Here is a 22245-nt window from a genome sequence, read left to right as displayed (position 1 = left end):
GTTTGGGCTGCTATAGCAGCCCAAACCACTCACGACCCCGCACGATGAGCTCAGAACCGGTTTCGCCTCTAGCTACTGGCGAGTAATTACGTCTAGTCTGTCGCGCATGGCTGGACGTGACGAGAGCGAAACCGATTTCGACGTGGTCGTCATCGGTTCCGGGTTCGGCGGCAGCGTGGCCGCGCTGCGCCTGACCGAGAAGGGCTACCGCGTCGCGGTGCTCGAAGCCGGTCGGCGCTTCACCGACGACGAACTGCCCAAGACGTCCTGGGACCTGCGGAAGTTCCTGTGGGCACCGCAGCTCGGGTGCTACGGCATCCAGCGCATCCACCTGCTGCGCAACGTGCTGATCCTCGCCGGCGCCGGCGTCGGCGGCGGATCGCTGAACTACGCGAACACGCTCTACCGGCCGCTCAAGCCGTTCTACAACGACCCGCAGTGGGCGCACATCACCGACTGGGAAGCCGAACTCGCCCCGCACTACGACCAGGCCACCCGGATGCTCGGCGTCGTCCAGAACCCGACCGAAACCCCGTCCGACGTGGTGATCAAGCAGGTCGCCGCGGAGATGGGCGTCGGCGACACCTACCACCACACGCCGGTCGGCGTGTACTTCCGCAAGCCCGGGCAGACTGATTCCGACCCGTTCTTCGGCGGCGCCGGGCCCGCGCGCACCGGCTGCACCGAATGCGGCGCCTGCATGACCGGCTGCCGCGTCGGCGCGAAGAACACGCTGGTCAAGAACTACCTGTACCTGGCGGAAGCGGGCGGCGCCAAGGTCTTCCCGATGACCACGGTGACCCGGTTCGCGCAGGGCGCCGACGGCCGGTGGCGCATCGCAACCGCGCGCACCGGGGCGAAAGTCGCCCGGCGGCCCCGGATCTTCCGCGCCGACCAGGTCGTGGTCGCGGCAGGCACCTGGGGCACCCAGAACCTGCTGCACCGCTGCCGCGAGAACGGCGACCTGCCACGACTTTCCGAGCGGCTCGGGCGGCTGACCCGGACCAACTCCGAGGCGATCATCGGCGCGCAGATGAAGAAACGCGACCCGGACCGCGACTTCTCCACCGGCGTGGCCATCACCTCGTCGTTCCACCCGGACACCGACACGCACATCGAGCCGGTGCGCTACACCAAGGGCGCCAACGCGATGGGGCTGCTGCAAACCCTGGCGACCAAGGGCGCCGAGGGATCGCGGTGGAAGCAGTGGGCCCGGTACGTGTTGAAACACCCGAACCTCGCGCTGCGCATGCTGTCGGTCAAGAACTGGAGCGAGCGCACGGTGATCCTGCTGGTCATGCAGAGCCTCGACAACTCGCTGACCACCCGGCTCAAGCGGGTCTTCGGCAAGGAGCTGCTGACCTCGGAGCAGGGCCACGGCGCGCCCAACCCGACCTACATCCCGGCCGGCGAGCAGGCCAACGAGCTGGTCGCCGAGCGCATCGGCGGCGTCGCCGGCGGCACCTGGGGCGAGCTGTTCGACGTCCCGCTGACCGCGCACTTCCTCGGCGGCTGCGCGATCGGTGAGAACGCCGAGCACGGCGTGATCGACCCGTACCACCGGGCGCACGGATACCCGACGATGTCCATCGTGGACGGTTCGGCGGTGTCGGCGAACCTGGGCGTGAACCCGTCGCTGACGATCACCGCCCAGGCGGAGCGGGCGTTCTCGATGTGGCCGAACAAGGGCGAGCAGGACGCCCGGCCGGGCCAGGAAGCCGGCTACCGCCGGGTGGCGGCGGTCGCCCCGAAGTCCCCGGCGGTCCCGGCGACCGCGCCCGCGGCGCTGCGCCTGCCCTTGGTGTGACGCCGCAGCGCCAGTACGCAGAGGAGAGCGGCGATCGCCAGCCAGCCCGGCCACGCCGTCAGGCCCGCGGTCAGCGGGCTCGGCGGCTGGTCGGCGGAGCCGAAGACCCACGGCAGCTGAACCGCGGCGGAGCTGACGCAGGTGTGCGCGACGACCGCGGGCACCACCGAGGCGGACCGCATCCGCAGCCAGGTGAAGACCGGCACGATCAGCACGCAGGTGACCAGGAAGGAACCGATCGAAACCGGCCACGACGCGCCGGGGTACTGCCCGCCCAGCAGCAGCGTCGGCAGGTGCCAGAGCGCGAACACCACGCCGGTGACCACCAGCGCGAACACCGGCCCGCGCGGCAGCCGGGGCAGCAGGAATCCCTGCCAGCCCAGCTCCTCACCGAAGAACATCGGTAGGAATATCAGCATCTGGAGCAGCAGCCCGGCCGCCCAGGGCGCCAGCTCGGGCCACGGAATGCCGGGCTGTCCCAGGGTTTCCGGGGCGAACTGGCTGCGGAACCCGGAGAAGTTCGCGAGATCCGGCTGGTAGATCCCGGCCGCGGCGGCTATCGCCAGCGACAGCGCGGTGAGCAGCAGCGGCACGGCGAAGGCGAGCGCGCATTCCTTCAGCGTGCCCTTGGGCCAGGTCAGGGCCAGCGTGGCGCGGATGTTCCGGCGGCGTTCCAGCCGGCGCAGGACGAAGAACGCGGCGAGCGCCGGCGTGAGCATCGCGGCGGCGATGCAGAGCTGTTCGAGCAAGCCCATCCCGATGTCGTTGTCGGTGCGGCGAAATCCGGTCAGCCACAGCGGGGCCATCGCGAGCCACATGCCCGCGTAGGCGAGTCCGGCGAACGCCAGGAGCGAGCGGGTGTTCTGTTTCATGGCGGCGAAGCTATGGCGGTGGCAGCGGATCCCGACAGGTCGTGGGCACCCGGACCAATGGTGTTGTGAACTCCACTGTTTCGCCGGTCCCGCTCCGGCAGACTTTCCGGCGCAGGCCTCCTATCGGGGAGGGCCGACGAGGAGGGAAAGCGATGACGCTGCGCAAGGTGGTCCGAGACGCCGGGTTCCTGCTGCCCGGCTTGGCGACCGGACTCGCCGCGCTGGTCGCGATTCCGCTGATCCTCGCCAGCGGGCTCCTGGTCGTTATCGGTGTCGGCGTGATCTTGTTGCCCGGTGCGCTGACCGTGCTGCACCGCTTTGCGGAGTGGCAACGCCGCCGCGCCGGACGGCAGCTCGGCGTGCCGACTCCGCGCATTCCGTCGGCGACCGGATTCGTTGCCGTGCTGCGGGCTTCCGCCACCTGGCGGGATCTGCGCTGGCTGCCGGTGCACGTGCTGACAGGTGTGATCGGCGCGCTCATCGGCCTGGTCGCGGTCGTCGGGCCGCCGGCCACTGTGGTGACGATGCTGATCTGGCCCGTGCTGCCGAACGCGAGCCTGCTGGGCATCCGCGCGACGAGCTGGCCGCTCGCGGTGAGCACCGGTGCCGTGCAGCTCGCGCTCGTGTTTTCGCTGCTGTGGTGGGGTGTTCCGGCGTTGGCGCGGTGGCAGGCGAAGCTGGCGTTGTCGCTGCTGTCGCCGTCGGCCGCGCAGCTGAAGGCCGCCGAACTGGCCGAGCGGGTCGACGAACTGGCCGAAACCAGGGCGGGCGCGCTTGAGGCGCACGGCGCCGAACTGCGGCGGATCGAGCGCGACCTGCACGACGGTACGCAGGCTCAGCTCGTCGCGCTCGCCATCCGGCTCGGGATCGCCGAGAAAGCCGCGCACCACGACCCGGAGATGGTGATCCGCATGCTGCAGGAGGCCCGCGACGGGGCAGAGGAGGCGATGACCGGGCTGCGCAACGTCGTCCGCACGCTCTACCCGCCGATCCTCGCCGACCGCGGGCTCGCCGGTGCCGCCTCCGCGCTCGGCGCCCGATGCGCCGTGCCGACCTCGGTCACCGTCGAGGAGCTCGGCGAGGTTCCGGCCGCCGTCGAAGCCGCCGCGTACTTCGTCGTCGCCGAGGCGCTGAACAACGTGACCAAGCATGCCGCCGCGACGCACGCCTTCGCGGTGCTCGACCGGGTCGGCGACGAGCTCCGGATCGAGGTGGGCGACGACGGAGTCGGCGGGATCGACGAGTCGAAGGGCACCGGCGTGGCCGGGATCCGGCATCGCGTCGCGGCCCTGGACGGCTGGGTCTCGGTGGTCAGCCCGGTCGGCGGGCCGACCGGGATTCAGGTGGTGCTGCCGTGCGGGTCGTGATCGTCGAGGACAACGTGATCCTGGCGGAGGGGCTCAAGCTGCTGCTGAGCAGCGTCGGCATCGAGGTGACCGCCGTGGTTTCCGAGGCGGAGCCGTTCCTCGAACTGATCGAGCAGGAAGCTCCGGACGCCGCCGTGGTGGACGTCCGGCTGCCGCCGTCGTTCCGCGACGAAGGCGTGCGGGCGGCCCTGCGGGCGCGCCGGATCCGGCCGGGCCTGCCGGTGCTGGTGTTCTCCCAGTACGTCGAGGAGACCTACGCGCGCGAGCTGCTCGCCGACGGCCGGGGCGCGGTGGGTTACCTGCTCAAGGACCGGGTTTCGCGGGTGGACGAGTTCGTCGACGCGCTGCGCCGGATCGCCGGCGGCGGCACCGTGATGGACCAGGAGGTCGTCGCGCAGCTGCTGACCCGGCGGCACGATCCGCTCGCCGCGCTTACTCCGCGCGAGCGGGAGGTGCTGGCGCTGATGGCGGCGGGCTACGCGAACACCGAGATCGCCGAGCGGCTGTTCGTCACGGAACGGGCCGTGCTCAAGCACGTCGGGAACATCTTCGCCAAGCTCGACCTGCCGGTCGGGGATTCGGGCCACCGCCGGGTGCTCGCGGTGCTGGCCTACCTCGGCGGCTGAGGGCGGCACTGGCGCTGATGCATCGGTGGGCGGAGGTCGCCGGGCGATCCCGGCATCAGTCCGCGCCTGTCCGGTCGATGGCGGCGGCGATGCCGTCGAGGATCAGTTCCAGGCCGAAGGTGAAGTCCTGGTCCGCCGGGGCTTCGGCGAGTTGTTCGGAGTGTGGCTCGAAGACGTCGGCCGCGAAGAGCCTCGCCGCGTCCGGGAAGCGGTTCGGGGCGACCAGCGCCGCCAGCGTCCTGCCGTAGTTCTGCTCGACTTCCGCCTGGCTGAGGCCGGTGCCGCGGCGGCCCTCCTCGAGTTGCCGGGCCAGCACGATCGCGTGCCGCACCTGCCCGCTGACGACGTTCAGCACTCCCACCTGCGTTCCCAGGTCCAGCCCGGTGTCACGGAGAACCCGCAGCAACGCATCCATCCAGCTGATGGCGTTCGGGCCACGGGGCGGACCTGACGTCGGAACGTCGGTCATCCATGGGTGTTCGGCGTACCTCGCCCGGATGGCGGATGCCCACTGCCGCACTCCGTCGCGCCACCCGAGGTTCGCGTCGAGGTCGGGGGCGGGGCCGGCGGCGTGGTCGGCCATCAGCTCGAACAGTTCGTCCTTCGAGCCCACGTGGCGGTACAGCGACATCTTGGTGACGCCCAGCGGCTGCGCGACCTTCTGCAGCGTCACGCCGTCCAGCCCGTCCCGGTCGGCCAGGTCCACGGCGGCGCGCACGACCCGGTCGACGTCGAGCTCGGCCGGTCGGCCGAGCCGCGACGACGTCGAGAGCCGCCAGAGCCTCCCCAGGTCGGAGGGCACCTCCTGGTCAGTCATGACGGGAATTCCTCCAAATAGTGTCCCTTGGATAGTATCCCAGGGATATTATTGATTCGATCGAGTTCGGAACGGGAGAAGGAGCTCATGACCGGACAGCTCATCGCGGCCAGGGAACGCGTCCACGACGTCGACGCCCTGCGAGGTTTCGCCCTGCTCGGGATCTTCATCGTCAACATCACCTTCATGGCGTCCGGCTACCCCGGAAACCTCGTGGCGGACCCGGCGTTCTCCTCGACTTTCGACGACATCGTCCGCGGGCTGTCGTCGGTGCTGGTCGACATGAAGTTCTACCTCCTGTTCTCCTTCCTGTTCGGCTACAGCTTCACCCTGCAGATGCAGGCGGCGGCCCGCGCGGGAGCGGCCTTCGCGCCACGCATGCTGCGCCGGATCGCCGGCCTATTCGTGTTGGGCGTGCTGCACATCCTGTTTCTATACGGCGGCGACGTCCTCACCACCTACGCGCTTGTCTGCCTGGTCCTCTTCTGGATGCGCGGGGTCCGTGATCGAACGGCGCTGCGCGTCGCCGCCGTGGTGTACGGCGTCGTGGTGCTCAGCATGCTGGCCAGCGGTCTCTTCCTGGACACGGCGGCGTTCCTGCCTCCCGAAACCGAGGCGCTGGCCAATGCCGAGCGGGCGACCCAGGCGCTCCTCGGCGGTTGGGGCGACGTAATCGGCGAACACGTCGCCGGGCTCACGCTCCTGGTGGTCCAGGCCGTCTCTATGCAGGGGCCGACCGCGCTCGCGATGTTCCTGCTCGGCATGGTCGCCGGCCGCCGCCGACTGCTTTCCCAGGTGCGTGGCGACGAGACGATCCTGCGTCGGATCCAGTTGATCGGCTTTCCGGTCGGGCTCGCGGGTGGCCTGCTCTACGCCATCGGCGGAGGCAACGGCAACACCCTGACCGTCACGGCCAGCGTCGCCACCGCGCCGTTGCTGGCGGCGGCGTACGTCGCGACCCTGCTCCGCGTGATGCACGGCCCGCGCACCGCCTTCGTCCGCGCCGCACTCGCACCCGCCGGGCGGATCGCGCTGACCAACTACCTCGGCCAGTCGGCGCTCGGCCTGCTGATCTTCACCGGCATCGGCCTCGGCACCGCCGGCACCTTTTCCCCGGCGGCGTTGATAGGCCTGGCACTGCTCATCTTCGCCCTCCAGCTGGCGGCAAGCGCCTGGTGGCTGCGCCGGCACCAGTACGGCCCGGCCGAATGGCTCCTCCGCTGGATCACCAACGCCCGGCGCCCCGCCTGGCGAAAGCGCGAACTCCGTTGACCCGACGCACATCGCCGCGATTTCGCGGCCACCGCGCGGTGTTCGCCCACCTCGGCGGCTGACGAGACAGGCGTCACATCGGGTCCGGTCACATCGTGCCGAGCCGAATCGTCATAGGTGTGCAGCCATCGACAACGGCAGAGGAGTCCACCATGGATGCGCGTTTGAACCTCTTCGGCAACCCGGTCGCGGGCAAGTTCCTGAAGCACATCATCTCGGCGAATCAGGTGGTCTCGGGCTCGGCGCTGCCCGCCGCGACCGAGGAGCTGGTGAAGATCCGCGCGAGCCAGATCAACGGGTGCGGCTTCTGCACCGACATGCACACCAAGGAGGCCACCGCCGCCGGCGAGTCGTCGGTGCGCCTCAACCTGGTCGCGGCGTGGCGCGAGGCCACGGTCTTCACCGAGGCCGAGCGCGCGGCGCTGGAGCTGACGGAGCAGGGCACCCGCATCGCGGATGCGGCCGGCGGAGTCACGGACGAGGCCTGGGAGAGCGCCGCCAAGCACTACGACGAGGAGCAGCTCGCCGCCCTGGTGTCCCTGATCGCGCTCATCAACGCCTTCAACCGGGTGAACGTCATCGTCCGGCAGCCCGCCGGCGACTACCAGCCCGGCCAGTTCTGATCGCCGGGAGCGCCTGGATCTGAGGGCCGGGGCTGGCGCCGTCGCGCACCGGCCCCGGCTCGGGTCGCGCATCCCGGAGTCCGGCGGCGGGAGGCTGGTCCGGAATGCGGGCAAGGGCGGGGTCGGTGCCGCTGTGGCCTTGATTACCTGGGACAATGGGCGCCACCGCTCTCGCCAGGAGGTTTCGACGACGTGTCCGGTACCGCAAGCAGCAAGGGCGCCGATCGCCAGGGGCAGGGGCCTGTCCTCGTTGTCGATTACGGCGCTCAGTACGCGCAGCTGATCGCGCGACGGGTGCGGGAGGCGCAGGTCTACTCGGAGGTCGTCCCGCACGACACCTCGGTGGAAGACATCGCGCGCCGCGACCCGGCGGCCATCGTGCTCTCCGGCGGCCCTTCCAGCGTCTACGCCGACGGCGCGCCGCAGGTCGACCCGGAGCTGTTCAACGCGGGCATCCCGGTGTTCGGCATCTGCTACGGCTTCCAGGCGATGACCTCCGCGCTCGGCGGCACGGTGGAGCACACCGGCACCCGCGAGTACGGCCGCACCGATCTGGACATCAGCGGCGACGGCGGCACGCTGCACGCGGAGCTGCCCGGCCACCACCCGGTGTGGATGAGCCACGGCGACTCGGTGAGCAAGGCTCCCGAGGGCTTCGCCGTCACCGCCGCCACCAAGGACACCCCGGTGGCCGCCTTCGAGAGCGTCGAGCGCCGGCTGGCCGGCGTGCAGTACCACCCCGAGGTGGTGCACTCGCCGCACGGCCAGGAGGTGCTGCGCCGGTTCCTGCACGAGATCGCCGGGGTCCGCCCGCAGTGGACCACCGCGTCCATCGTGGACGAGACGGTGGCCGCGATCCGCGAGCAGATCGGCGACCGGCGGGCGATCTGCGCGCTGTCCGGCGGGGTCGACTCCGCCGTGGCCGGCGCGCTGGTGCACCGCGCCATCGGCGACCAGCTGACCTGCGTCTTCGTCGACCACGGCCTGCTGCGCTCCGGCGAGCGCGCCCAGGTGGAGCGCGACTTCGTCGCGGCGACCGGCGTCCGGCTGGTCACCATCGATGCGGTGGACCGGTTCCTCGGCGCGCTGGCTGGCGTCACCGACCCCGAGGAGAAGCGCAAGATCATCGGCCGCGAGTTCATCCGCGTCTTCGAGCAGGCCGCCCGCGACCTGCAGGCCGAGGCGGGCGCGGCCGGCGAGCAGATCGACTTCCTGGTGCAGGGCACGCTGTACCCGGACGTGGTGGAGTCCGGCGGCGGCACGGGCGCGGCGAACATCAAGAGCCACCACAACGTCGGCGGGCTGCCCGACGACCTGCAGTTCGAGCTGGTCGAGCCGCTGCGCGCGCTGTTCAAGGACGAGGTGCGCCGGGTCGGGCTGGAGCTGGGCCTGCCGGAGACGATCGTGCACCGGCAGCCGTTCCCGGGGCCGGGGCTGGGCATCCGGATCATCGGCGAGGTGACCGCGGATCGGCTCGCGACGCTGCGCGCGGCGGACTCGATCGCCCGCGAGGAGCTGACCGCGGCGGGCCTGGACCGCGACATCTGGCAGTGCCCGGTGGTCCTGCTGGCCGACGTCCGGTCGGTCGGCGTCCAGGGCGACGGCCGCACCTACGGCCACCCGGTGGTGCTGCGCCCGGTGTCCAGCGAGGACGCGATGACCGCGGACTGGACCCGGCTGCCCTACGACGTGCTGGAGCGGATCTCCACCCGCATCACCAACGAGGTCTCCGACGTCAACCGGGTGACCCTCGACGTCACCTCCAAGCCGCCGGGCACCATCGAGTGGGAGTGATCCCAGCGGCCTGAAGCGTGAAGGGCACCTCCGACCGGTCGGTCAGAGGTGCCCTTCGCTCTTGAACGGGCCGAAGCGTTGGCTGGTGGCTACCTCTCGCATCGCCTCGTCAACCACAACCGCATGACGGCCGCCCGCGCCCGGGATGAAGACGATGTGTTCTCCCATGCCGTCCCCTTCTCGCCGCCGGTATGTTTCGCCACCCGAGCTGCTGCACATCCGATGGGGCACCGGTCTGCGGAGTGCGTCGTCGTGCTGCCGGAACTCTGGACGACCGGCGCCTGGGCCTACGACGACTGGCAGGCGGGCGCCGAACCGGTGGACGGTCCAACGGTGCAAGCCATGTCGGCGGCGGCCAGATCCGCTGCCGTGTGGTTGCACGCGGGGACCGTGGTGGGAGCGCGACGGCAACGGTGCGCTCTACAACACCGCGTTGGTCTTCGACCGGACGGGTGCGCTGCGCGCTACCTACCGCAAGATCCACCGCTACGGCTTCGACACCGGTGAGGCCGTGCGGATGGCCGCTGGGTGGGATGTCGTGACGATCCCCACCGAGTTCGGCGGCCTCGGCCTCGCCACCTGCTACGACCTGCGCTTTCCTGAGTTGTTCCGCGCGTTGGTCGATGCCGGGACGGAGATCCTGGTCGTGCCCGCCGCCTGGCCGGCCCGGCGCCGCGAGCAGTGGCGGATCCTGGTGCGCGCCCGCGCGATCGAGGAGCAGTCCGTCGTCCTGGCCTGCTGCGCCGCGGGCTCGCACAGCGGCGTGGATCAGGCCGGCGGCAGCCTGGTCGTTGACCCGTGGGGCGCCGTGCTCGCCGAGGCGGGTGCGGAGGAGGACGTCCTGACCGCCGACGTCGACGTGGGCTCGGTTGCGGCGATCCGGACCGAGCTGCCGGTCCTCCGGGACCGCGTCCTCGCCGTCCCGGCTCCGCCTGCCAGGCATGGAGAAGCGTGAGGTGCTCGCTCCGACGCCCTACCGGAGATTTCCCGGTGGGACGTCAGAGCTCACCGCTTCGCGCCTGACCTGGCCCGGTCAGGACTGCTCGACGCGCACCCAGTCGATCAGGTAGCGGACGTTGCCCGCGGCGACCTTGTCCACTGTGGACTGCGGTAGGCCGAAGTACGGTTCCGTGACGCCGTTGACGCCGTTGGGGTAGCCGCCGCCGAGGGCGAAGTTCAGGATCAGGAACTGCGGGTCGTCGTACGCCCACGTCCAGCCCTTGGACTGGATCTCCTGCTTGGTGACCCGGTACGTCTCGGTGTCGTCCACGAAGAAGGTCAACCCGTCCGGCGTCCAGTCGACCTTGTAGACGTGCCAGTCGGCCGGGTCCTTGCCCTCGAAGTTCTGGCGCTTCGTGAACGGCGTGTCGCCGTGGTACTCGGGGCCGTGCAGCGCCGAGCTCGTCCACGGCTCGCCGACGTGCTCCATCACGTCGATCTCGCCGCACTCCGGCCACGGCTTGCCGGCGTCGATGTTCGCGCCCAGCGACCACCACGCGGGCCACAGCCCGGACGCGGTGGCGCCCTCGGGGAGCTTGAGCCGCGCCGAGTAGGTGCCGTAGGTGAACTCGACCTTGTCCTGGGTCTTGATCCGGCCGGAGACGAAGTCGTAGGTCTGGCCGTCCGGCGCCTGGTGGCCGGGCTGGAACCGCGGGTGCAGCGCCAGCGCGCCGTTGCTCGCCCCGGTCGACGAGTCCTGGTCGAGGTAGATGGTTTCCGGCGAGTCGACGTAGGCCTGCTGTTCCTGGTTGACCGTGCCGAAGTTCTCGCCGGTGACCTCGACCGTCCACTTTGAACGGTCCAGCTCGGCTCCGGAGAAGTCGTCGAAGAAGATCTCGGCGCGGGGCGCCGCACTGGCTTCGAACAGTGGCGCGGAGGCCAGTAAGGCGAGCGCGGCACCGGCCGCGAGCAGTCGTCTCGGGGCCATGTCGGCTCCTTCCGAGTAGTGGGAGCGCCCCACTCCCGCGCGCCCAGAGATCGAAATGGATCGATCGAGTATGCCTGCCGGTTCGGCATCGGGTCCCGCGCGTGGCGTGTTTTGGAACCGCGTTCAGAACCCGTGCGTACTTCGTGTCGCTATGGCAGCACAAAGTGCACACGGGCTTGCGCGGGGTACACGTCGCCGCGAGCCGAGCAGCGGAAGTTGTGGCGTGCATTGCGGATCTGCGGAAATCGCCGCCCCGCCGGGCGCGCGGAACTAGGGTCGGGCACGACTGATCAGAGGGGGATCGATGGTCATCTTCGGGATCGTGCTGTTCGTCGCGGCCGGGGTCGGCTTCTACTTCATGCGCCGTGCTCGCGACCAGCTGCACGCGATGATCGGCGCCGAAACCCTGCCGATCAACGAGCTGGAGATGCTGCGCCGGGCCTCCGACGAAGTCGGGGCGCGGGGCGGATTCCGCAAGCAGTGCGAGGTCGTCGGCGCGGCCCATCCGCGACCGGAAGGCGTGCTCGTCTCCGAGCTCAGCAAGACGGAATGCGTCTGGTTCCGCTACGTCGTCAAGCGGCGCTACGAACAGGTGAGCTACCGGGACGGCCGCCGCCACGAGGAACGGCGCACCGAGACCGTCGCCCAGCACACGTCCTGGGAGGGCTACGCGCTGCGCGACGACCACGGCGTGCTGATCGGCGTCGATCCCAACGGCACCAACCCGGACCGGCCGGAGCAGGTCGTCAACAGGTTCGAGCCGTACAACCCGCAGGGCCCGGTGGTGTTCGGCCTCCAGCTGCCGAACATCTTCGACAGCAGCGGCACGATCGGCTACGAGTACGAGGAGTGGGTGATCCGGCCCGGCCGGCGGCTGTACGTCCTCGGCGAGGTGCACGACAAGATCGGCCCGCTCGTGATCGGCAAATCCGAGCGGGACGGCCACTTCATCGTCTCCACCCGCACCGAGCAGGAGGTGCGCGACAGCCGCCAGAACCAGCACCGGTGGCTGGCGCTCGGAGTTCCGGCGGCGGCGCTGGCCGGAATCGTGCTCGTCGTCCTCGGCATCGTCCTCTGACCGCCTGCTCCCAGCTCCGCGTGCGTCAGGTGTCCCGGCGGGTGCGGAACGAGGCGATCAGCATGACGACGCCGATCGCGACGGCGGCCGCCGCGAGCAGCCACTGCACGTTGCCGCCGAAGCCGAGCAGCAGGCCGCTGGCGATGACGATGGCGAGCAGACCGCCGACCAGCGTGAACATGTCCGGGCCGTCGCGGCCGGGACGGCGGGTGATCTCTTCGTCAGTCACGGATGACCTCCACGTCTCCAGTGCCCACCACGAGGTCGAGCACGATGTGCCCACCGCCGGGTCCGTCATCGCCCTGATCCACGACCGAGCGGTGCGCCGACCGGCCGTCCGCCGAGTCGCCCAGGCAATGCACGGTGCCCAGTTCCGCCGCGCATCGCGCGGTCACGTCCACGTTCGGCGGCACGTGCACGAGGATGTCGCCGAGCCCGACGTTGGCGCCGGTGCGCAGTTCCTGGCCGTCGGCGATCTCCAGGTTCCGCAGGTCCAGCTGGACGGATCCGGCCGATCGCTTGTAGTGCGGCAGGACGTTCTGGATCGAGGTCGGCCGGATCTCGTCATCGCCGAGTTCGCCGCTGAGGTCGCCGAGCGGCAGCGCCGTCAGCAGCATGGCCAGCCCGCCGACCGGGATCGCGGCCCCGATCAGCCCGCGGCCGCCGCGCAGGAACGCGCCGAGGACCATGCCCACGCCCAGCACGGCGAGCGCGATGGCCAGCGCGGTGCTCAGCGGTGAGCCCAGCGCGGTGGCGAGCGCGGCGGCGAACGCCGCGAGTCCCAGGGTCACGAAGCTGATCCAGCGCCGCGTCGGCCGCTGCTGATCGGGCTCGTCGGGTTCGCTCGGTTCCGGCAGGTCCCAGGCGAACGGCGCGGCGCCGAGCGGATCCCAGGCCGGCGGCGTCTGTCGCGGTGTGTCGTCCGATGGCGTCGCGGTCGATGCGGCGCCGGGGTAGACCCAGGTGTTCGCGGACACCGGAGCCGCCGGCTGCGGGGCGGCCTCGGGCGTCGCTCGGGTCGCCGTCGGCGCGATGCTGCGGTCGCCGTAGTTGTGGTGCACCAGGTAGAGCAGGCCGAGGCCGAGCGCCAGGCCGATGATCGACGGCGAACTCGTCAACCAGAACACGCCTGGGATCAGCAGCAAGACGATCACCACGGCCAGCGCCGGGGACGTCGGCTCCCGGGTTGGTTCGGTCGAGCCCGGGACGGGATCGCCTTCCTTCGGGAACAGCAGCCATCCCAGCAGGTAGAGCACCAGCCCGGCCCCGCCGTAGAGCGCGCCCAGGACGAAGGCGACGCGCACCAGGATCGGATCGATGCCGTATCGCACGCCGATCGCGGCGGACACGCCACCCAGCTTGCCGCCGGTGCGCGGCCGCACCGGGCGGGTCGCCCAGAAGTCCCGCAAGGTGTCCTCGAAACCGGCGATGCCGGATCGCTTCGTGCTGCTCATGGCTACCACTATCCGAGGTCGATGCGGTCGGTGGCATCAGGGTCGCCCCTGAGGCAGCCCGGAAAGTCAGGGGCCGTCCCCGATGCCCACGTGCGCGCGAGCGTGTGACCATCGATGTCGTGAAGGCCCGGTTTAAGCGGAAACGGACTCGTGCGGCGGACGCGGCGGATGAATCGCCGACGATTCCGATGGTGCAGGCGGAGCGCCGACCGCAGTCCGCATCGTCCGCGCAGCTGCGCCGGCGGCGCACCGGACGGCTGGTGGCCGGGGTGGCCAGTGGCGTCGCGGAACACCTGAACCTGCCGGTGCTTTGGGTGCGCGGTGCCTTCGCGGCGCTCGCCGTGTGCGGCGGCGCGGGAATCCTCGCCTACGCGCTGCTCTGGGTGTTCGTCCCGCAGGGCATCGGCGCGGAGCAGCCGGTCTCGACCAAGGAGCGCCAGCAGGGCCTCGGGATGATCCTGCTCGGCATCGGCGCGATGGTGGCGGTCGGCTCGCTGATGGCGATGCCGACGTGGATCGTCGCCCCGCTGCTGGTGGTGCTGATCGGCGCCGCCGTGGTCTGGCGGGAGGCCGACGAGTCGCAGCGCCGCAGGTGGCGGCAGGGCGCCCGCTCCGGGATGGTCGGCGGCGGCGGGCGGCCGGCGCTGGTGCGCATCCTCGCCGGGGTGGCGCTGGTGGTCGTGGGCCTCGTGGTCTTCCTGGCCGGTACTTCCGAGCCCTCCGACGTCCGCTTCGGGCTGCTCGCGGTGGTCGCCACGCTGATCGGCGTCGCGGTGGTGGCTGCGCCGTGGTGGCTGCGCCTGGTGCGCGATCTCAACGTCGAGCGGGCCAGCCGGATCCGCTCCCAAGAACGCGCCGAAATCGCTGCGCACCTGCACGATTCCGTGCTGCAGACGCTCGCGCTGATCCAGAAGCAAGCCGATTCCGAGCGCGAGGTGCGCCGCCTGGCGCGGGGCCAGGAACGCGAGCTGCGGAACTGGCTCTACGGCCCGGACGGCTACGGCTCCGACGGCACGGCGCCGACCGACGACGGGCCCGCCGCGCGGTTCGCCGCCGAGGTGGCCCGGATCTGCGGCGAGGTCGAGGACGTCTTCGCGGTCAAGGTCCAGCAGGTCGTGGTCGGCGACTGCGATCTCGACGAGAGGCTGACCGCTCAGCTCGCCGCGGCCCGCGAGGCGATCGTGAACGCCGCCAAGCACGCGGGCGTCGGGGACGTCAGCGTCTACGCGGAGGTGGAGCCCGAGCAGGTGTCGGTGTACGTGCGGGACCGCGGCGCCGGGTTCGATCCGGAGCAGGTGCCCGACGACCGGCACGGCCTCGCCGACTCGATCCACGGCCGCATGCAGCGGCACGGCGGCCGGGTCAAGGTGCGGACCTCGCCCGGCTCGGGCACCGAGGTGCAGATGGAAATGCCCAGGGCAGCGGCGTGAGCTCGCGTACGCTGCGGACGAACCCAGCGATGGAGGATGTTGATCGTGACCGGTGAAGCGACACCCGAGGTCAGCGAATCCCGGCCGGTCCGGGTGTTCCTGGTCGACGACCACGCGTTGTTCCGCGCCGGGGTGCGCGCCGAACTGGCGGCCGCGGCGGACCAGGTCGAGGTGGTCGGCGAGGCCGGATCGGTCGCCGAGGCGGTCGCCGGGATCGGCCACTACGCGCCCGAGGTGGTGCTGCTCGACGTGCACATGCCCGACGGCGGCGGCGCCGAGGTGCTCCGGCAGGTGCGCAGCAAGAACACCGGCGTGGTGTTCCTGGCGCTGTCGGTGTCGGACGCGGCGGAGGACGTGATAGCGGTGATCCGCGGCGGTGCGCGGGGCTACGTCACCAAGACCATCTCCGGGCGCGAGCTCGCGGACGCGATCGAGAGGGTGCGGGCGGGCGACGCGGTGTTCTCGCCGCGGCTGGCGGGTTTCGTGCTGGACGCCTTCTCGGAGGGCCCGAACTCGGCGCCGGTCGGCGACCCGGAGCTCGACCTGCTGACGCCGCGCGAACGCGAGGTGCTGCGGCTGCTGGCGCGCGGCTACGCGTACAAGGAGATCGCCTCCGAGCTGTTCATCTCGGTGAAGACGGTGGAGACGCACGTGTCCAGCGTGCTGCGCAAGACCCAGCTGTCGAACCGCTACGAGCTGTCCCGCTGGGCCTCAGACCGCCGCCTGGTGTGACTCGGACCAGGCGCGCATTGGGACGACGCCGGTGGCGCGCCCCGATTCCGCCAGGAGCCTGCCCATCCGCTTCACGGTTCGCAGGTTCACCAGCGTGTCGTGCACGACGAAGCTCGGGAAGTTCCGCGCCACCACCTGCTCGAACTGCTGGATCGCGTTGATCGATGGCAGCCACACCGTGGCGATGAGGTTGTGCTCGCCGGTGACGGTGGCGCACATCCGGACCGGTGCCAGGCCGGCGAATCCGGCCGCCACGCGATCCACGTTCTCCGCGGCGACGCGGCCGCGCACGGTCACGGTGACGGGCAGGCCGACCAGCGGCGCGGCCACCTCGCAGCGCAAGGAGAGCACGCGGGACCGCAGCATCGCGGTGGTGCGGCGGCGTGCCGTCGCCTGGCTGGTGCCTGCATCGCGGGCAAGTTCCGCGTAGGAGGCGCGGCCGTTCTCCGACAGCAGCCGCGCCAACCTCCGGTCGAGTGCGCTGAACGTGAACGCGGTGCCGGGCTGCTGGCGGTCGAGCCCGGGGTCGAGAGCCGCGTGCGCCGAAGCGCCCAGCGCGTGCAGACGCCAGTTCGCCCCTTCGCTGTAGAAGCGGGTGACCAGCGCCGTCGTCGTCGCGGTCAGGCCGGGAATCCGCTCGACCCGCCGGAGCAGGTAGCGGTTGAGCGCTTCGAGGTTCTGCGCCGCCACGGTGAGCATCAGATCCTGCGCCCCGGCGGTGACCTCCACCGAGATGCAGCAGGAGTCGTTGGCCAGCGCCGCCGCGACCTCCTCCTTGGTGCCCGGGCGGCACCGGACGGTCACGAACGCGACGCAATCGCCGTTGGTCGGCGCGGCGAAGTACGCGGTCGTCCAGGCGTCGCCGCTGCCGGACAGCCGGTCCCAGCGGCGGGCCACCGCATCGGCCGACCGGACGCCCAGCGAGGCGGCCACCGCGGACCACGGCGCCCGCGGCCAGACCTGAAGCGCGTTCACGAGCGCCAGGTCCGACTCGCTGAGCATGACCGAATTCCCCGCCACAGCCGGGAATCATGACGGATTCGCCAACTTTCGACAATGCCTGCGCCGCGTTCACCGACCATGCCGCAAACCGCATGGAAGGAGTCGCGATGACCACCAGCGCCGATGCCGGGCGGACGCGGCACCGCCGCACCGCACCGCGACCCGGCTCGCCCAGGTCGAAGCCGAGGGGACTCCCAGGCAAGGGAGCGACGCCGTTCTCGCGCGAAAACGGCGCCCACCGATCCGCGCGCCCGCTGAGCGCCTGCTCCTCCGCCGGGAGGCGCCGGTGACCGCCTCCGCGCCGCTGCCCACGGGCTCCGAACTCCTCGCGCGCCTGGACCGGCTCCCGGTCGGCAAGCCGCACCGCCGGCTGATGCTGCAGGGCGGCCTCGGCTACCTCTTCGAGTCCTACGACGCCGTGCTGCTCGGCTACGCCGCCTCGACCGTGGTCGCCCTGTGGAAGGTCGAGTCGGGGCTGGCCGGCTGGCTGCTGGCCTCGGTGTTCATCGGCTACCTGATCGGCGCGCTGGTCGCCGGGCTGCTCGCCGACCGCATCGGCCGCCGCCGCGTGCTGATGTACGCGCTGCTGATCTACGTCGCGTTCACGCTCGTCGCCGCGACCGCGTCCAGCCCGGGCGAACTGATCCTTTGGCGGATCCTCAGCGGGATCGGGGTGGGCGCCGAGGCCACCATGATCGTGCCGTACATCTCGGAGTTCCTCCCGACCCGCAACCGCGGCCGCAACATCGGCAACACGATGGTCTTCCTCGGGTTCGGCTACGTCCTGGCGGGCCTCACCGCGGTGACCGTGATCAGCCCGTCGCCGGAGCCGGGTTGGCGCATCGCGTGCGTGATCTGCGTGGCGCCGGTGCTCCTGCTGCTCTGGTGGCGCCGGACGCTGGTGGAGTCGCCGCGCTTCCTGATCAGCCAGGGCCGCATCGCCGAGGCCGCCGAGATCGTAGAACGCTTCGAGCGGGAGATCTCCGCCCGGCAGGAACTGCCGCCGGTCCCGCCGGTCGCGGAAACCGCGACGAAGCCCGCCCCTTCCCGGCGGAGCGCGATGCGGCAGTTCGCCGCCCTGTGGGCTCCCGGCCTCGCCGGGCGCACCGCCGTGGTGTGCGTCCTGTGGTTCGCCATCCAGGCGACGCACTACGGCTACGGCACCTGGCTGCCGACGCTCCTGGTGCTCAAGGGCTTCACGATCTCCAAGAGCTTCGCCTTCGCCTTGGCCAGCGCGGTCGCCCAGGTTCCTGGCTACTACGTGGCCGCTGCCATCAGCGAACGCATCGACCGCAAGTGGACGATCGTGGTGTTCCTGTGCTGCAGCATCGGCTGCGCGGCCGGGCTCGGCACCGCGACCGACGACGTGGCGATCTTCTGCTTCACCGTCGCCCTGTCGTTCTTCATGAACGGTGTCGCCGGGCCGCTGTACGCCTACACGTCCGAGATCTACCCGACCGCGACCCGCGCGACCGGGATGGGCCTGGCCAGCGCCACCGCCCGGGTCGGGGCGATCATGGCGCCGGTGGCGATCGGATACCTGTACGCCGACATCGGATTCGGCGGCGTTTTCGCGGTGCTGTGCGGGCTCCTGCTGGTCGGCGTCGTCGTCCTCGCCGCGGCCGGTCTGCGCACCGCCGGGCGGAGCCTGGAATCGCTGCACGCCGAGCCGGCGTCGCGGGCCCGCGACGACCAGCTGACCTGACCTCCGGGGAGTTCCCGGTCGATCGGGAACTCCCCGGAGCCGGTCACTTCAGCGGGTGGTTGGTGGCCAGCTCGGCGTAGAGCTGGGAACCACGCATCAGGGCGAGGCGGAACTTGGCCCAGGCGCTCAGCGGCTCGATCGGCGGGAGCTCGTCGGTCCGGATGGTCGGCTCGGTGCGGAGCCGGTTCGACATCTCGTCCTCCTCGATTGCGTGCGTGACAACGGGTTTCGGGGTGGCGGAGCGGCGGGTCAGCGCCACGCCCAGCAGCACGATCGCCATGCCCAGCAGGACCCGCAGGCCCAGTTCTTCGCCGAGCAGCAACCAGCCGAGCAGCACCGACACGATCGGCATCAGATAGGCCACTGTGGACGCCGTGGTCGCGCCCTCCTCGCCGATGATCCGGTAGTTGATCGCGAAGGCCAGTCCGGTGCCGAAGATGCCCAGGACCGCGACCGCGAGCAGCGCCAGGGGATCCCAGCGCACCGGCTGCAGGCCGTCGAGCGGGAGCGCCAGCAGCGCGTAGCCGGTGGCGGCGATCATCTGCATGGCCGCCAGCGTCAGCGGTGGCAGGCCGTGGTTCCCGGTGAGGTTCCGTCCGATGTAGACGTAGCCGATCCCGTAGCTGACGGCCGCGCCCAGGCAGGCGAGCACGCCCCAGCCGAGCAGGCTGCCGCCCTGCCATGGGGCGAAGATCAGCAGCACTCCGAGGAATCCCAGCAGCAGCCCGCCGAGCCGGGCCGGCGGCATCGCCTCGCGGCCGGCGAACAGCCCGAACAGCACGGTCCACAGCGGTGTCGTCGCGTTCAGCACGCCGGTCAGGCCGGAGTCGACGGTCTGCTCGCCGAGGCCGAACAACACCCACGGCAGCGCGCTGCCGAACAGCGCGGCGACGGCGATGTGCCGCCACAGCTTGCGGTCGCTGCTCAGCCGCAGGCCGCGCAATGCGCACAGCGCGGCGAGAACCGCGGCGCCCAGCACGATGCGGGTCAGCGCGATCTGAGTCGGGGAGAGCGCCCCCAGCGCGAGCTTGATCAGCAGGAAGCTGGAGCCCCACAGCAGCGCCAGCACGCCCAGCCGGACGTAGTTGGTCGGGTTGTTCATGTCTTCTCCGGTCTCGTGGGGCGTGGTCGAAGCGTCGGCCCGCCGAGACGGTAGGTCTCCGAAGCTTCGGCGACCGCCGAACCGATCTCCGCCTACTACGTTGCGCCCGCCGAGGCATAAGCACAAGTGAATTAAAATCAATCGATCTTTCAGATTTGCTGTACCGTGGGGACATGCTGGACGTACGCCGGATGCAGGTGCTGCGGGCCGTGGTCACGAGCGGCTCGGTCAGCGCGGCCGCGGCGAACCTCGGATACACGCCGTCCGCGATCAGCCAACAGCTGTCCACGCTGGAGAAGGAGGCGGGCACGCCGCTGCTGGAGAAGGTCGGGCGCGGGCTGAAACCGACCCCGGCGGGCACCCTGCTGGCGGAGCGCGCCGGGAAGATCGCCGACCTGCTCAGCAGCACCGAGGCGGAGCTGGCCGACATCCGGGCCGGGCGCACCGGCCTGCTGCGGGTGCGGTTCTTCCACACCGCGAGCGTCGGGCTGATCCCGCCGGCGGTCGCCAAGTTCCGCGCCGAACACCCCGACGTTCAGCTGGACCTGCGGATGCAGGAGGTGGAGCTGGTCGACGACGTGTCCCGCGGCGAGGCCGACCTGGCGATCATCGTGGTGGGCCGCTCGGTGCCCGAGCGGCGTGGGGTGCGGTTCGTGCACCTCGCCGACGACCCGTACCGGGTGGTGCTGCCGAAGTCGCACCCGATGGCCGCCGAGGACTGCATCGACCTGGTCCGGCTGGCCGGCGAATCCTGGGTGAACAGCGCCGTGACCAGCGACGACATCTGTTCGAGGCTGCTCGGGGACGCCTACGACAGCGCCGGTTTCACGCCGAAGGTGGCGTTGGAGACCGACGGCAGCTACTCCGCCCAGGGCTTCGTGGCCGCCGGGCTGGGCGTCGCGCTGGTACCGCGGCTCGGGCTCGACATCGTGCACCCCGGCGTGGTGGTGCGGGCGGTGCGCAATCCGGAACCGGCGCGCCGCCTCTACGCGGCGGTCCGCGAAACGGTGGCCGACCTGCCTGCCACCCGCTCACTCCTGGCGACGCTGCACGAGGTCGCCAGCTGACCGGCGCGCCGCCCGGAACTCCCGGGCGGCGCCGGTCCGGGTCAGTTGCGGCGGTCGGTGTTGATCAGCACGTCGCCGTCCGGCGTGGCCACCATGCCGAGCGCGTGCGTCTCGGTGATCTTGCTGTGGCCCCTGGTGAACTGCAGCGTGACGATGACGTTGGACCCGGACAGCACCGGCTCGCCGATGATCTTCACGTCGTCGATGGACTTCCAGAACCGCTCGTAGCCGTCCTTGCCCTGCGACTGCAGGCTCGGCCCCAGCAGCTCCCACGCCTGGTCCAGCTTCTTCGGCACCAGCGAGTAGTAGTTGCGCACCACGTCCACGACCTCGTCCTTGGACGGCTGCTGCGCGGAGCTCGACGTCGTCGGGCTGCTCGTGGTCGGCTTCGCGGACGTCGTCGGCGCGGCCGACGTGGTCGGCGTGGAGCTGGTCGGCTGGGCCTGCGGGGCGGACTGCGAGGAGGTGGCCGGACCGGGCTGCTCCGGCGGAGCCCCGTCGCCGAAGGCGTTCGCGGCGAGCACCCCGACGAGCACCGCGACGATGATCGCCACCACCCACAGCGCCACCTGGCGGTAGTTGCGCCGCGACGGCTCCGCCACCGGAGCCGCGGCGCCGACGCGCGTGGGCGGGTTGGCGCTCGGCGGCGGCCCCATCCGGTTGCCCGCCGGAGGCGTGCGCGGCGCTGCGGCGGTCGGCCGCTGCCAGCCCACGTTCGGCGAAGCGTTGGGGATCGGCCGCCCGTCGAGCACGGCCTGCAGGAGCTCGCGGGCCTGCGCCATGGTCGGCCGGTCGACCGGGTCCGGGCGCAGCAGCTGCATCAGCGCCGGCGTCATCGGCCCGGCCTGCTGCGGCGGCTCGATCTGCCCGCGTGCCACCCGGTGCAGCAGGCTGATCGCGTTCTCGTCCACGCCGAACGGCGGCCCGCCCTCGATCGCCGCGTACAGCGTCGAGCCCAGCGAGAACACGTCGGAGGCCGGCGCCGGATCGCGGCCCAGCGCCACCTCCGGCGCCAGGTAGGCCGGAGTGCCGGCGAGGATGCCGCTCTTGGTGACCGCGACGTCGCCGATGGCGCGCGAGATGCCGAAGTCGGTGATCTTGGCGATGTCGTTGTCGCCGAGCAGGATGTTGCCCGGCTTGAGGTCGCGGTGCACGATGCCGGCCATGTGCGCGGCGGCCAGCGCCCCGGCCACCTGCACGCCGATCCGGGCCACCTGCAGCGGCGGCAGCACGCCCTGCTCGTCGATGACCGACGCGAGGCTGCGCGACGGGAGGTACTCCATGACCAGGACCGGCTGGCCCTCGTCCTCGGCGACGTCGAACACGACGATCGCGTTCTGGTGCTGCAATCGGGCGGCGATGCGGCCTTCGCGCATCGCCCGCTGACGGGCTTCCTCGGTTTCTTCGGGGGTGTAACCGGCCTGAAGCAGCAGCTGCTTCACCGCGACCGTGCGGTGCAGGCGTTCGTCAACGGCCTGCCACACCACGCCCATGGCGCCGCTACCGATCTGCTGCTGCAGGCGGTACCGGCCCGCGATCAAACGACCTTCGGCGCTCACCGGTGTCTCCT

22 protein-coding genes are annotated in these 22245 nt (G+C 71.0%); 13 read left to right on the top strand and 9 right to left on the bottom strand.

Annotated features, from left to right (window positions below):
- Positions 1–106 precede the first annotated feature (106 nt).
- Positions 107–1807 (top strand): GMC family oxidoreductase, encoded by a 1701-nt coding sequence (locus AB0I53_RS23435; RefSeq protein ID WP_358606592.1) that lies wholly within the window; start codon positions 107–109, stop codon positions 1805–1807.
- Here the strand turns inward: AB0I53_RS23435 and AB0I53_RS23430 are convergent.
- Positions 1723–2679, bottom strand: coding sequence for a CPBP family intramembrane glutamic endopeptidase (locus tag AB0I53_RS23430; protein ID WP_358606589.1), 957 nt, complete (start codon positions 2677–2679; stop codon positions 1723–1725). The two genes, AB0I53_RS23435 and AB0I53_RS23430, sit on opposite strands and share 85 nt — an antisense overlap.
- 152 nt (positions 2680–2831) lie before the next feature.
- On the opposite strand from AB0I53_RS23430, the gene AB0I53_RS23425 reads away from it, so the two are divergent.
- Positions 2832–4046: a sensor domain-containing protein gene (locus tag AB0I53_RS23425; RefSeq protein ID WP_358606586.1), complete on the top strand. Its 1215-nt coding sequence runs from the start codon at positions 2832–2834 to the stop codon at positions 4044–4046.
- Positions 4034–4672, top strand: a complete 639-nt coding sequence (locus AB0I53_RS23420) for a response regulator transcription factor (RefSeq protein WP_358606583.1) — start codon at positions 4034–4036, stop codon at positions 4670–4672. Before AB0I53_RS23425 ends, AB0I53_RS23420 begins: the two co-directional genes overlap by 13 nt.
- 55 nt (positions 4673–4727) lie before the next feature.
- Here AB0I53_RS23420 and AB0I53_RS23415 read toward each other — a convergent pair whose 3' ends face one another.
- Positions 4728–5489, bottom strand: a complete 762-nt coding sequence (locus tag AB0I53_RS23415; protein WP_358606581.1) for a TetR/AcrR family transcriptional regulator C-terminal domain-containing protein — start codon at positions 5487–5489, stop codon at positions 4728–4730.
- Between the two features lie 87 nt (positions 5490–5576).
- Here AB0I53_RS23415 and AB0I53_RS23410 point away from each other — a divergent pair, with 87 nt between their 5' ends.
- The 3 genes from AB0I53_RS23410 to guaA all read left to right on the top strand — a co-directional run bounded on the left by AB0I53_RS23410 (position 5577) and on the right by guaA (position 9178).
- On the top strand, positions 5577–6761 hold the full coding sequence (locus AB0I53_RS23410; protein WP_358606578.1) for a DUF418 domain-containing protein: 1185 nt from the start codon (positions 5577–5579) through the stop codon (positions 6759–6761).
- Positions 6762–6913: 152 nt separating this feature from the next.
- Positions 6914–7384, top strand: a complete 471-nt coding sequence (locus AB0I53_RS23405; protein ID WP_358606575.1) for a carboxymuconolactone decarboxylase family protein — start codon at positions 6914–6916, stop codon at positions 7382–7384.
- Between the two features lie 192 nt (positions 7385–7576).
- On the top strand, positions 7577–9178 hold the full coding sequence (gene guaA / locus AB0I53_RS23400) for a glutamine-hydrolyzing GMP synthase (RefSeq protein ID WP_358606572.1): 1602 nt from the start codon (positions 7577–7579) through the stop codon (positions 9176–9178).
- 42 nt (positions 9179–9220) lie between these two features.
- Here guaA and AB0I53_RS23395 read toward each other — a convergent pair whose 3' ends face one another.
- Positions 9221–9346, bottom strand: coding sequence for a hypothetical protein (locus AB0I53_RS23395; RefSeq protein ID WP_358606601.1), 126 nt, complete (start codon positions 9344–9346; stop codon positions 9221–9223).
- Between AB0I53_RS23395 and AB0I53_RS23390 the strand changes: the two genes are divergently transcribed.
- A complete protein-coding gene (locus AB0I53_RS23390; protein WP_358606598.1) occupies positions 9302–9685 on the top strand; it encodes a nitrilase-related carbon-nitrogen hydrolase in 384 nt (127 codons plus the stop codon). The two genes, AB0I53_RS23395 and AB0I53_RS23390, sit on opposite strands and share 45 nt — an antisense overlap.
- A complete protein-coding gene (locus tag AB0I53_RS23385) occupies positions 9612–10133 on the top strand; it encodes a nitrilase-related carbon-nitrogen hydrolase (RefSeq protein ID WP_358606569.1) in 522 nt (173 codons plus the stop codon). Before AB0I53_RS23390 ends, AB0I53_RS23385 begins: the two co-directional genes overlap by 74 nt.
- A 78-nt stretch (positions 10134–10211) precedes the next feature.
- On the opposite strand, the gene AB0I53_RS23380 is transcribed toward AB0I53_RS23385, so the two are convergent.
- Positions 10212–11105, bottom strand: a complete 894-nt coding sequence (locus AB0I53_RS23380) for a glycoside hydrolase family 16 protein (protein WP_358606566.1) — start codon at positions 11103–11105, stop codon at positions 10212–10214.
- A gap of 304 nt (positions 11106–11409) precedes the next feature.
- Between AB0I53_RS23380 and AB0I53_RS23375 the strand changes: the two genes are divergently transcribed.
- The gene (locus AB0I53_RS23375) at positions 11410–12183 is read left to right on the top strand and encodes an E3 ubiquitin ligase family protein (RefSeq protein ID WP_358606563.1); all 774 of its coding nucleotides are present in this window, start codon (positions 11410–11412) and stop codon (positions 12181–12183) included.
- Positions 12184–12208: 25 nt separating this feature from the next.
- On the opposite strand, the gene AB0I53_RS23370 is transcribed toward AB0I53_RS23375, so the two are convergent.
- Together AB0I53_RS23370 and AB0I53_RS23365 are read right to left on the bottom strand one after the other, a co-directional pair.
- Positions 12209–12412: a hypothetical protein gene (locus AB0I53_RS23370; protein ID WP_358606560.1), complete on the bottom strand. Its 204-nt coding sequence runs from the start codon at positions 12410–12412 to the stop codon at positions 12209–12211.
- Entirely contained in the window at positions 12405–13637 is a 1233-nt protein-coding gene (locus tag AB0I53_RS23365; protein WP_358606557.1) for a PspC domain-containing protein, read from the bottom strand. The genes AB0I53_RS23370 and AB0I53_RS23365 overlap by 8 nt, the downstream gene beginning before the upstream one ends.
- A gap of 188 nt (positions 13638–13825) precedes the next feature.
- Between AB0I53_RS23365 and AB0I53_RS23360 the strand changes: the two genes are divergently transcribed.
- Together AB0I53_RS23360 and AB0I53_RS23355 are read left to right on the top strand one after the other, a co-directional pair.
- Complete coding sequence (locus AB0I53_RS23360) at positions 13826–15067, top strand: PspC domain-containing protein (protein ID WP_358606595.1); 1242 nt, start codon at positions 13826–13828, stop codon at positions 15065–15067.
- A gap of 36 nt (positions 15068–15103) precedes the next feature.
- Positions 15104–15799, top strand: coding sequence for a response regulator transcription factor (locus AB0I53_RS23355; protein ID WP_132486424.1), 696 nt, complete (start codon positions 15104–15106; stop codon positions 15797–15799).
- Here AB0I53_RS23355 and AB0I53_RS23350 read toward each other — a convergent pair.
- Positions 15779–16801, bottom strand: coding sequence for an Lrp/AsnC family transcriptional regulator (locus AB0I53_RS23350; protein WP_358606554.1), 1023 nt, complete (start codon positions 16799–16801; stop codon positions 15779–15781). The two genes, AB0I53_RS23355 and AB0I53_RS23350, sit on opposite strands and share 21 nt — an antisense overlap.
- Before the next feature lie 286 nt (positions 16802–17087).
- Between AB0I53_RS23350 and AB0I53_RS23345 the strand changes: the two genes are divergently transcribed.
- Positions 17088–18506: an MFS transporter gene (locus AB0I53_RS23345; RefSeq protein ID WP_358606551.1), complete on the top strand. Its 1419-nt coding sequence runs from the start codon at positions 17088–17090 to the stop codon at positions 18504–18506.
- 43 nt (positions 18507–18549) lie between these two features.
- Here the strand turns inward: AB0I53_RS23345 and AB0I53_RS23340 are convergent, their stop codons facing one another.
- A complete protein-coding gene (locus AB0I53_RS23340; RefSeq protein ID WP_358606548.1) occupies positions 18550–19608 on the bottom strand; it encodes a DMT family transporter in 1059 nt (352 codons plus the stop codon).
- A 173-nt stretch (positions 19609–19781) separates the two neighbouring features.
- Here AB0I53_RS23340 and AB0I53_RS23335 point away from each other — a divergent pair, with 173 nt between their 5' ends.
- A complete protein-coding gene (locus AB0I53_RS23335; protein ID WP_358606545.1) occupies positions 19782–20675 on the top strand; it encodes a LysR family transcriptional regulator in 894 nt (297 codons plus the stop codon).
- 41 nt (positions 20676–20716) lie between these two features.
- Here AB0I53_RS23335 and AB0I53_RS23330 read toward each other — a convergent pair whose 3' ends face one another.
- The gene (locus AB0I53_RS23330; protein ID WP_358606543.1) at positions 20717–22234 is read right to left on the bottom strand and encodes a protein kinase; all 1518 of its coding nucleotides are present in this window, start codon (positions 22232–22234) and stop codon (positions 20717–20719) included.
- Positions 22235–22245: the final 11 nt, after the last annotated feature.

The organism is Saccharopolyspora sp. NPDC050389, from assembly GCF_040655595.1.
In the GTDB taxonomy this organism is placed as follows: Bacteria; Actinomycetota; Actinomycetes; order Mycobacteriales; family Pseudonocardiaceae; genus Saccharopolyspora.
Note: the sequence above shows the minus strand (reverse complement) of the source record. Positions and strands in the feature narration are given on the sequence as shown.

Bases quoted from the DNA above. Each gene is read 5' to 3' on its own strand.
- AB0I53_RS23340 (WP_358606548.1), bottom strand. From the start codon at position 19,608: ATGAACAACCCGACCAACTACGTCCGGCTGGGCGTGCTGGCGCTGCTG.
- AB0I53_RS23425 (WP_358606586.1), top strand. From the start codon at position 2,832: ATGACGCTGCGCAAGGTGGTCCGAGACGCCGGGTTCCTGCTGCCCGGC.
- AB0I53_RS23335 (WP_358606545.1), top strand. From the start codon at position 19,782: ATGCTGGACGTACGCCGGATGCAGGTGCTGCGGGCCGTGGTCACGAGC.
- AB0I53_RS23395 (WP_358606601.1), bottom strand. From the start codon at position 9,346: ATGGGAGAACACATCGTCTTCATCCCGGGCGCGGGCGGCCGTCATGCG.
- AB0I53_RS23365 (WP_358606557.1), bottom strand. From the start codon at position 13,637: ATGAGCAGCACGAAGCGATCCGGCATCGCCGGTTTCGAGGACACCTTG.
- AB0I53_RS23390 (WP_358606598.1), top strand. From the start codon at position 9,302: ATGACGGCCGCCCGCGCCCGGGATGAAGACGATGTGTTCTCCCATGCC.
- AB0I53_RS23410 (WP_358606578.1), top strand. From the start codon at position 5,577: ATGACCGGACAGCTCATCGCGGCCAGGGAACGCGTCCACGACGTCGAC.
- AB0I53_RS23350 (WP_358606554.1), bottom strand. From the start codon at position 16,801: ATGCTCAGCGAGTCGGACCTGGCGCTCGTGAACGCGCTTCAGGTCTGG.
- AB0I53_RS23355 (WP_132486424.1), top strand. From the start codon at position 15,104: ATGTTGATCGTGACCGGTGAAGCGACACCCGAGGTCAGCGAATCCCGG.
- AB0I53_RS23405 (WP_358606575.1), top strand. From the start codon at position 6,914: ATGGATGCGCGTTTGAACCTCTTCGGCAACCCGGTCGCGGGCAAGTTC.
- AB0I53_RS23375 (WP_358606563.1), top strand. From the start codon at position 11,410: ATGGTCATCTTCGGGATCGTGCTGTTCGTCGCGGCCGGGGTCGGCTTC.
- AB0I53_RS23430 (WP_358606589.1), bottom strand. From the start codon at position 2,679: ATGAAACAGAACACCCGCTCGCTCCTGGCGTTCGCCGGACTCGCCTAC.
- AB0I53_RS23380 (WP_358606566.1), bottom strand. From the start codon at position 11,105: ATGGCCCCGAGACGACTGCTCGCGGCCGGTGCCGCGCTCGCCTTACTG.
- AB0I53_RS23435 (WP_358606592.1), top strand. From the start codon at position 107: ATGGCTGGACGTGACGAGAGCGAAACCGATTTCGACGTGGTCGTCATC.
- AB0I53_RS23360 (WP_358606595.1), top strand. From the start codon at position 13,826: ATGGTGCAGGCGGAGCGCCGACCGCAGTCCGCATCGTCCGCGCAGCTG.
- AB0I53_RS23415 (WP_358606581.1), bottom strand. From the start codon at position 5,489: ATGACTGACCAGGAGGTGCCCTCCGACCTGGGGAGGCTCTGGCGGCTC.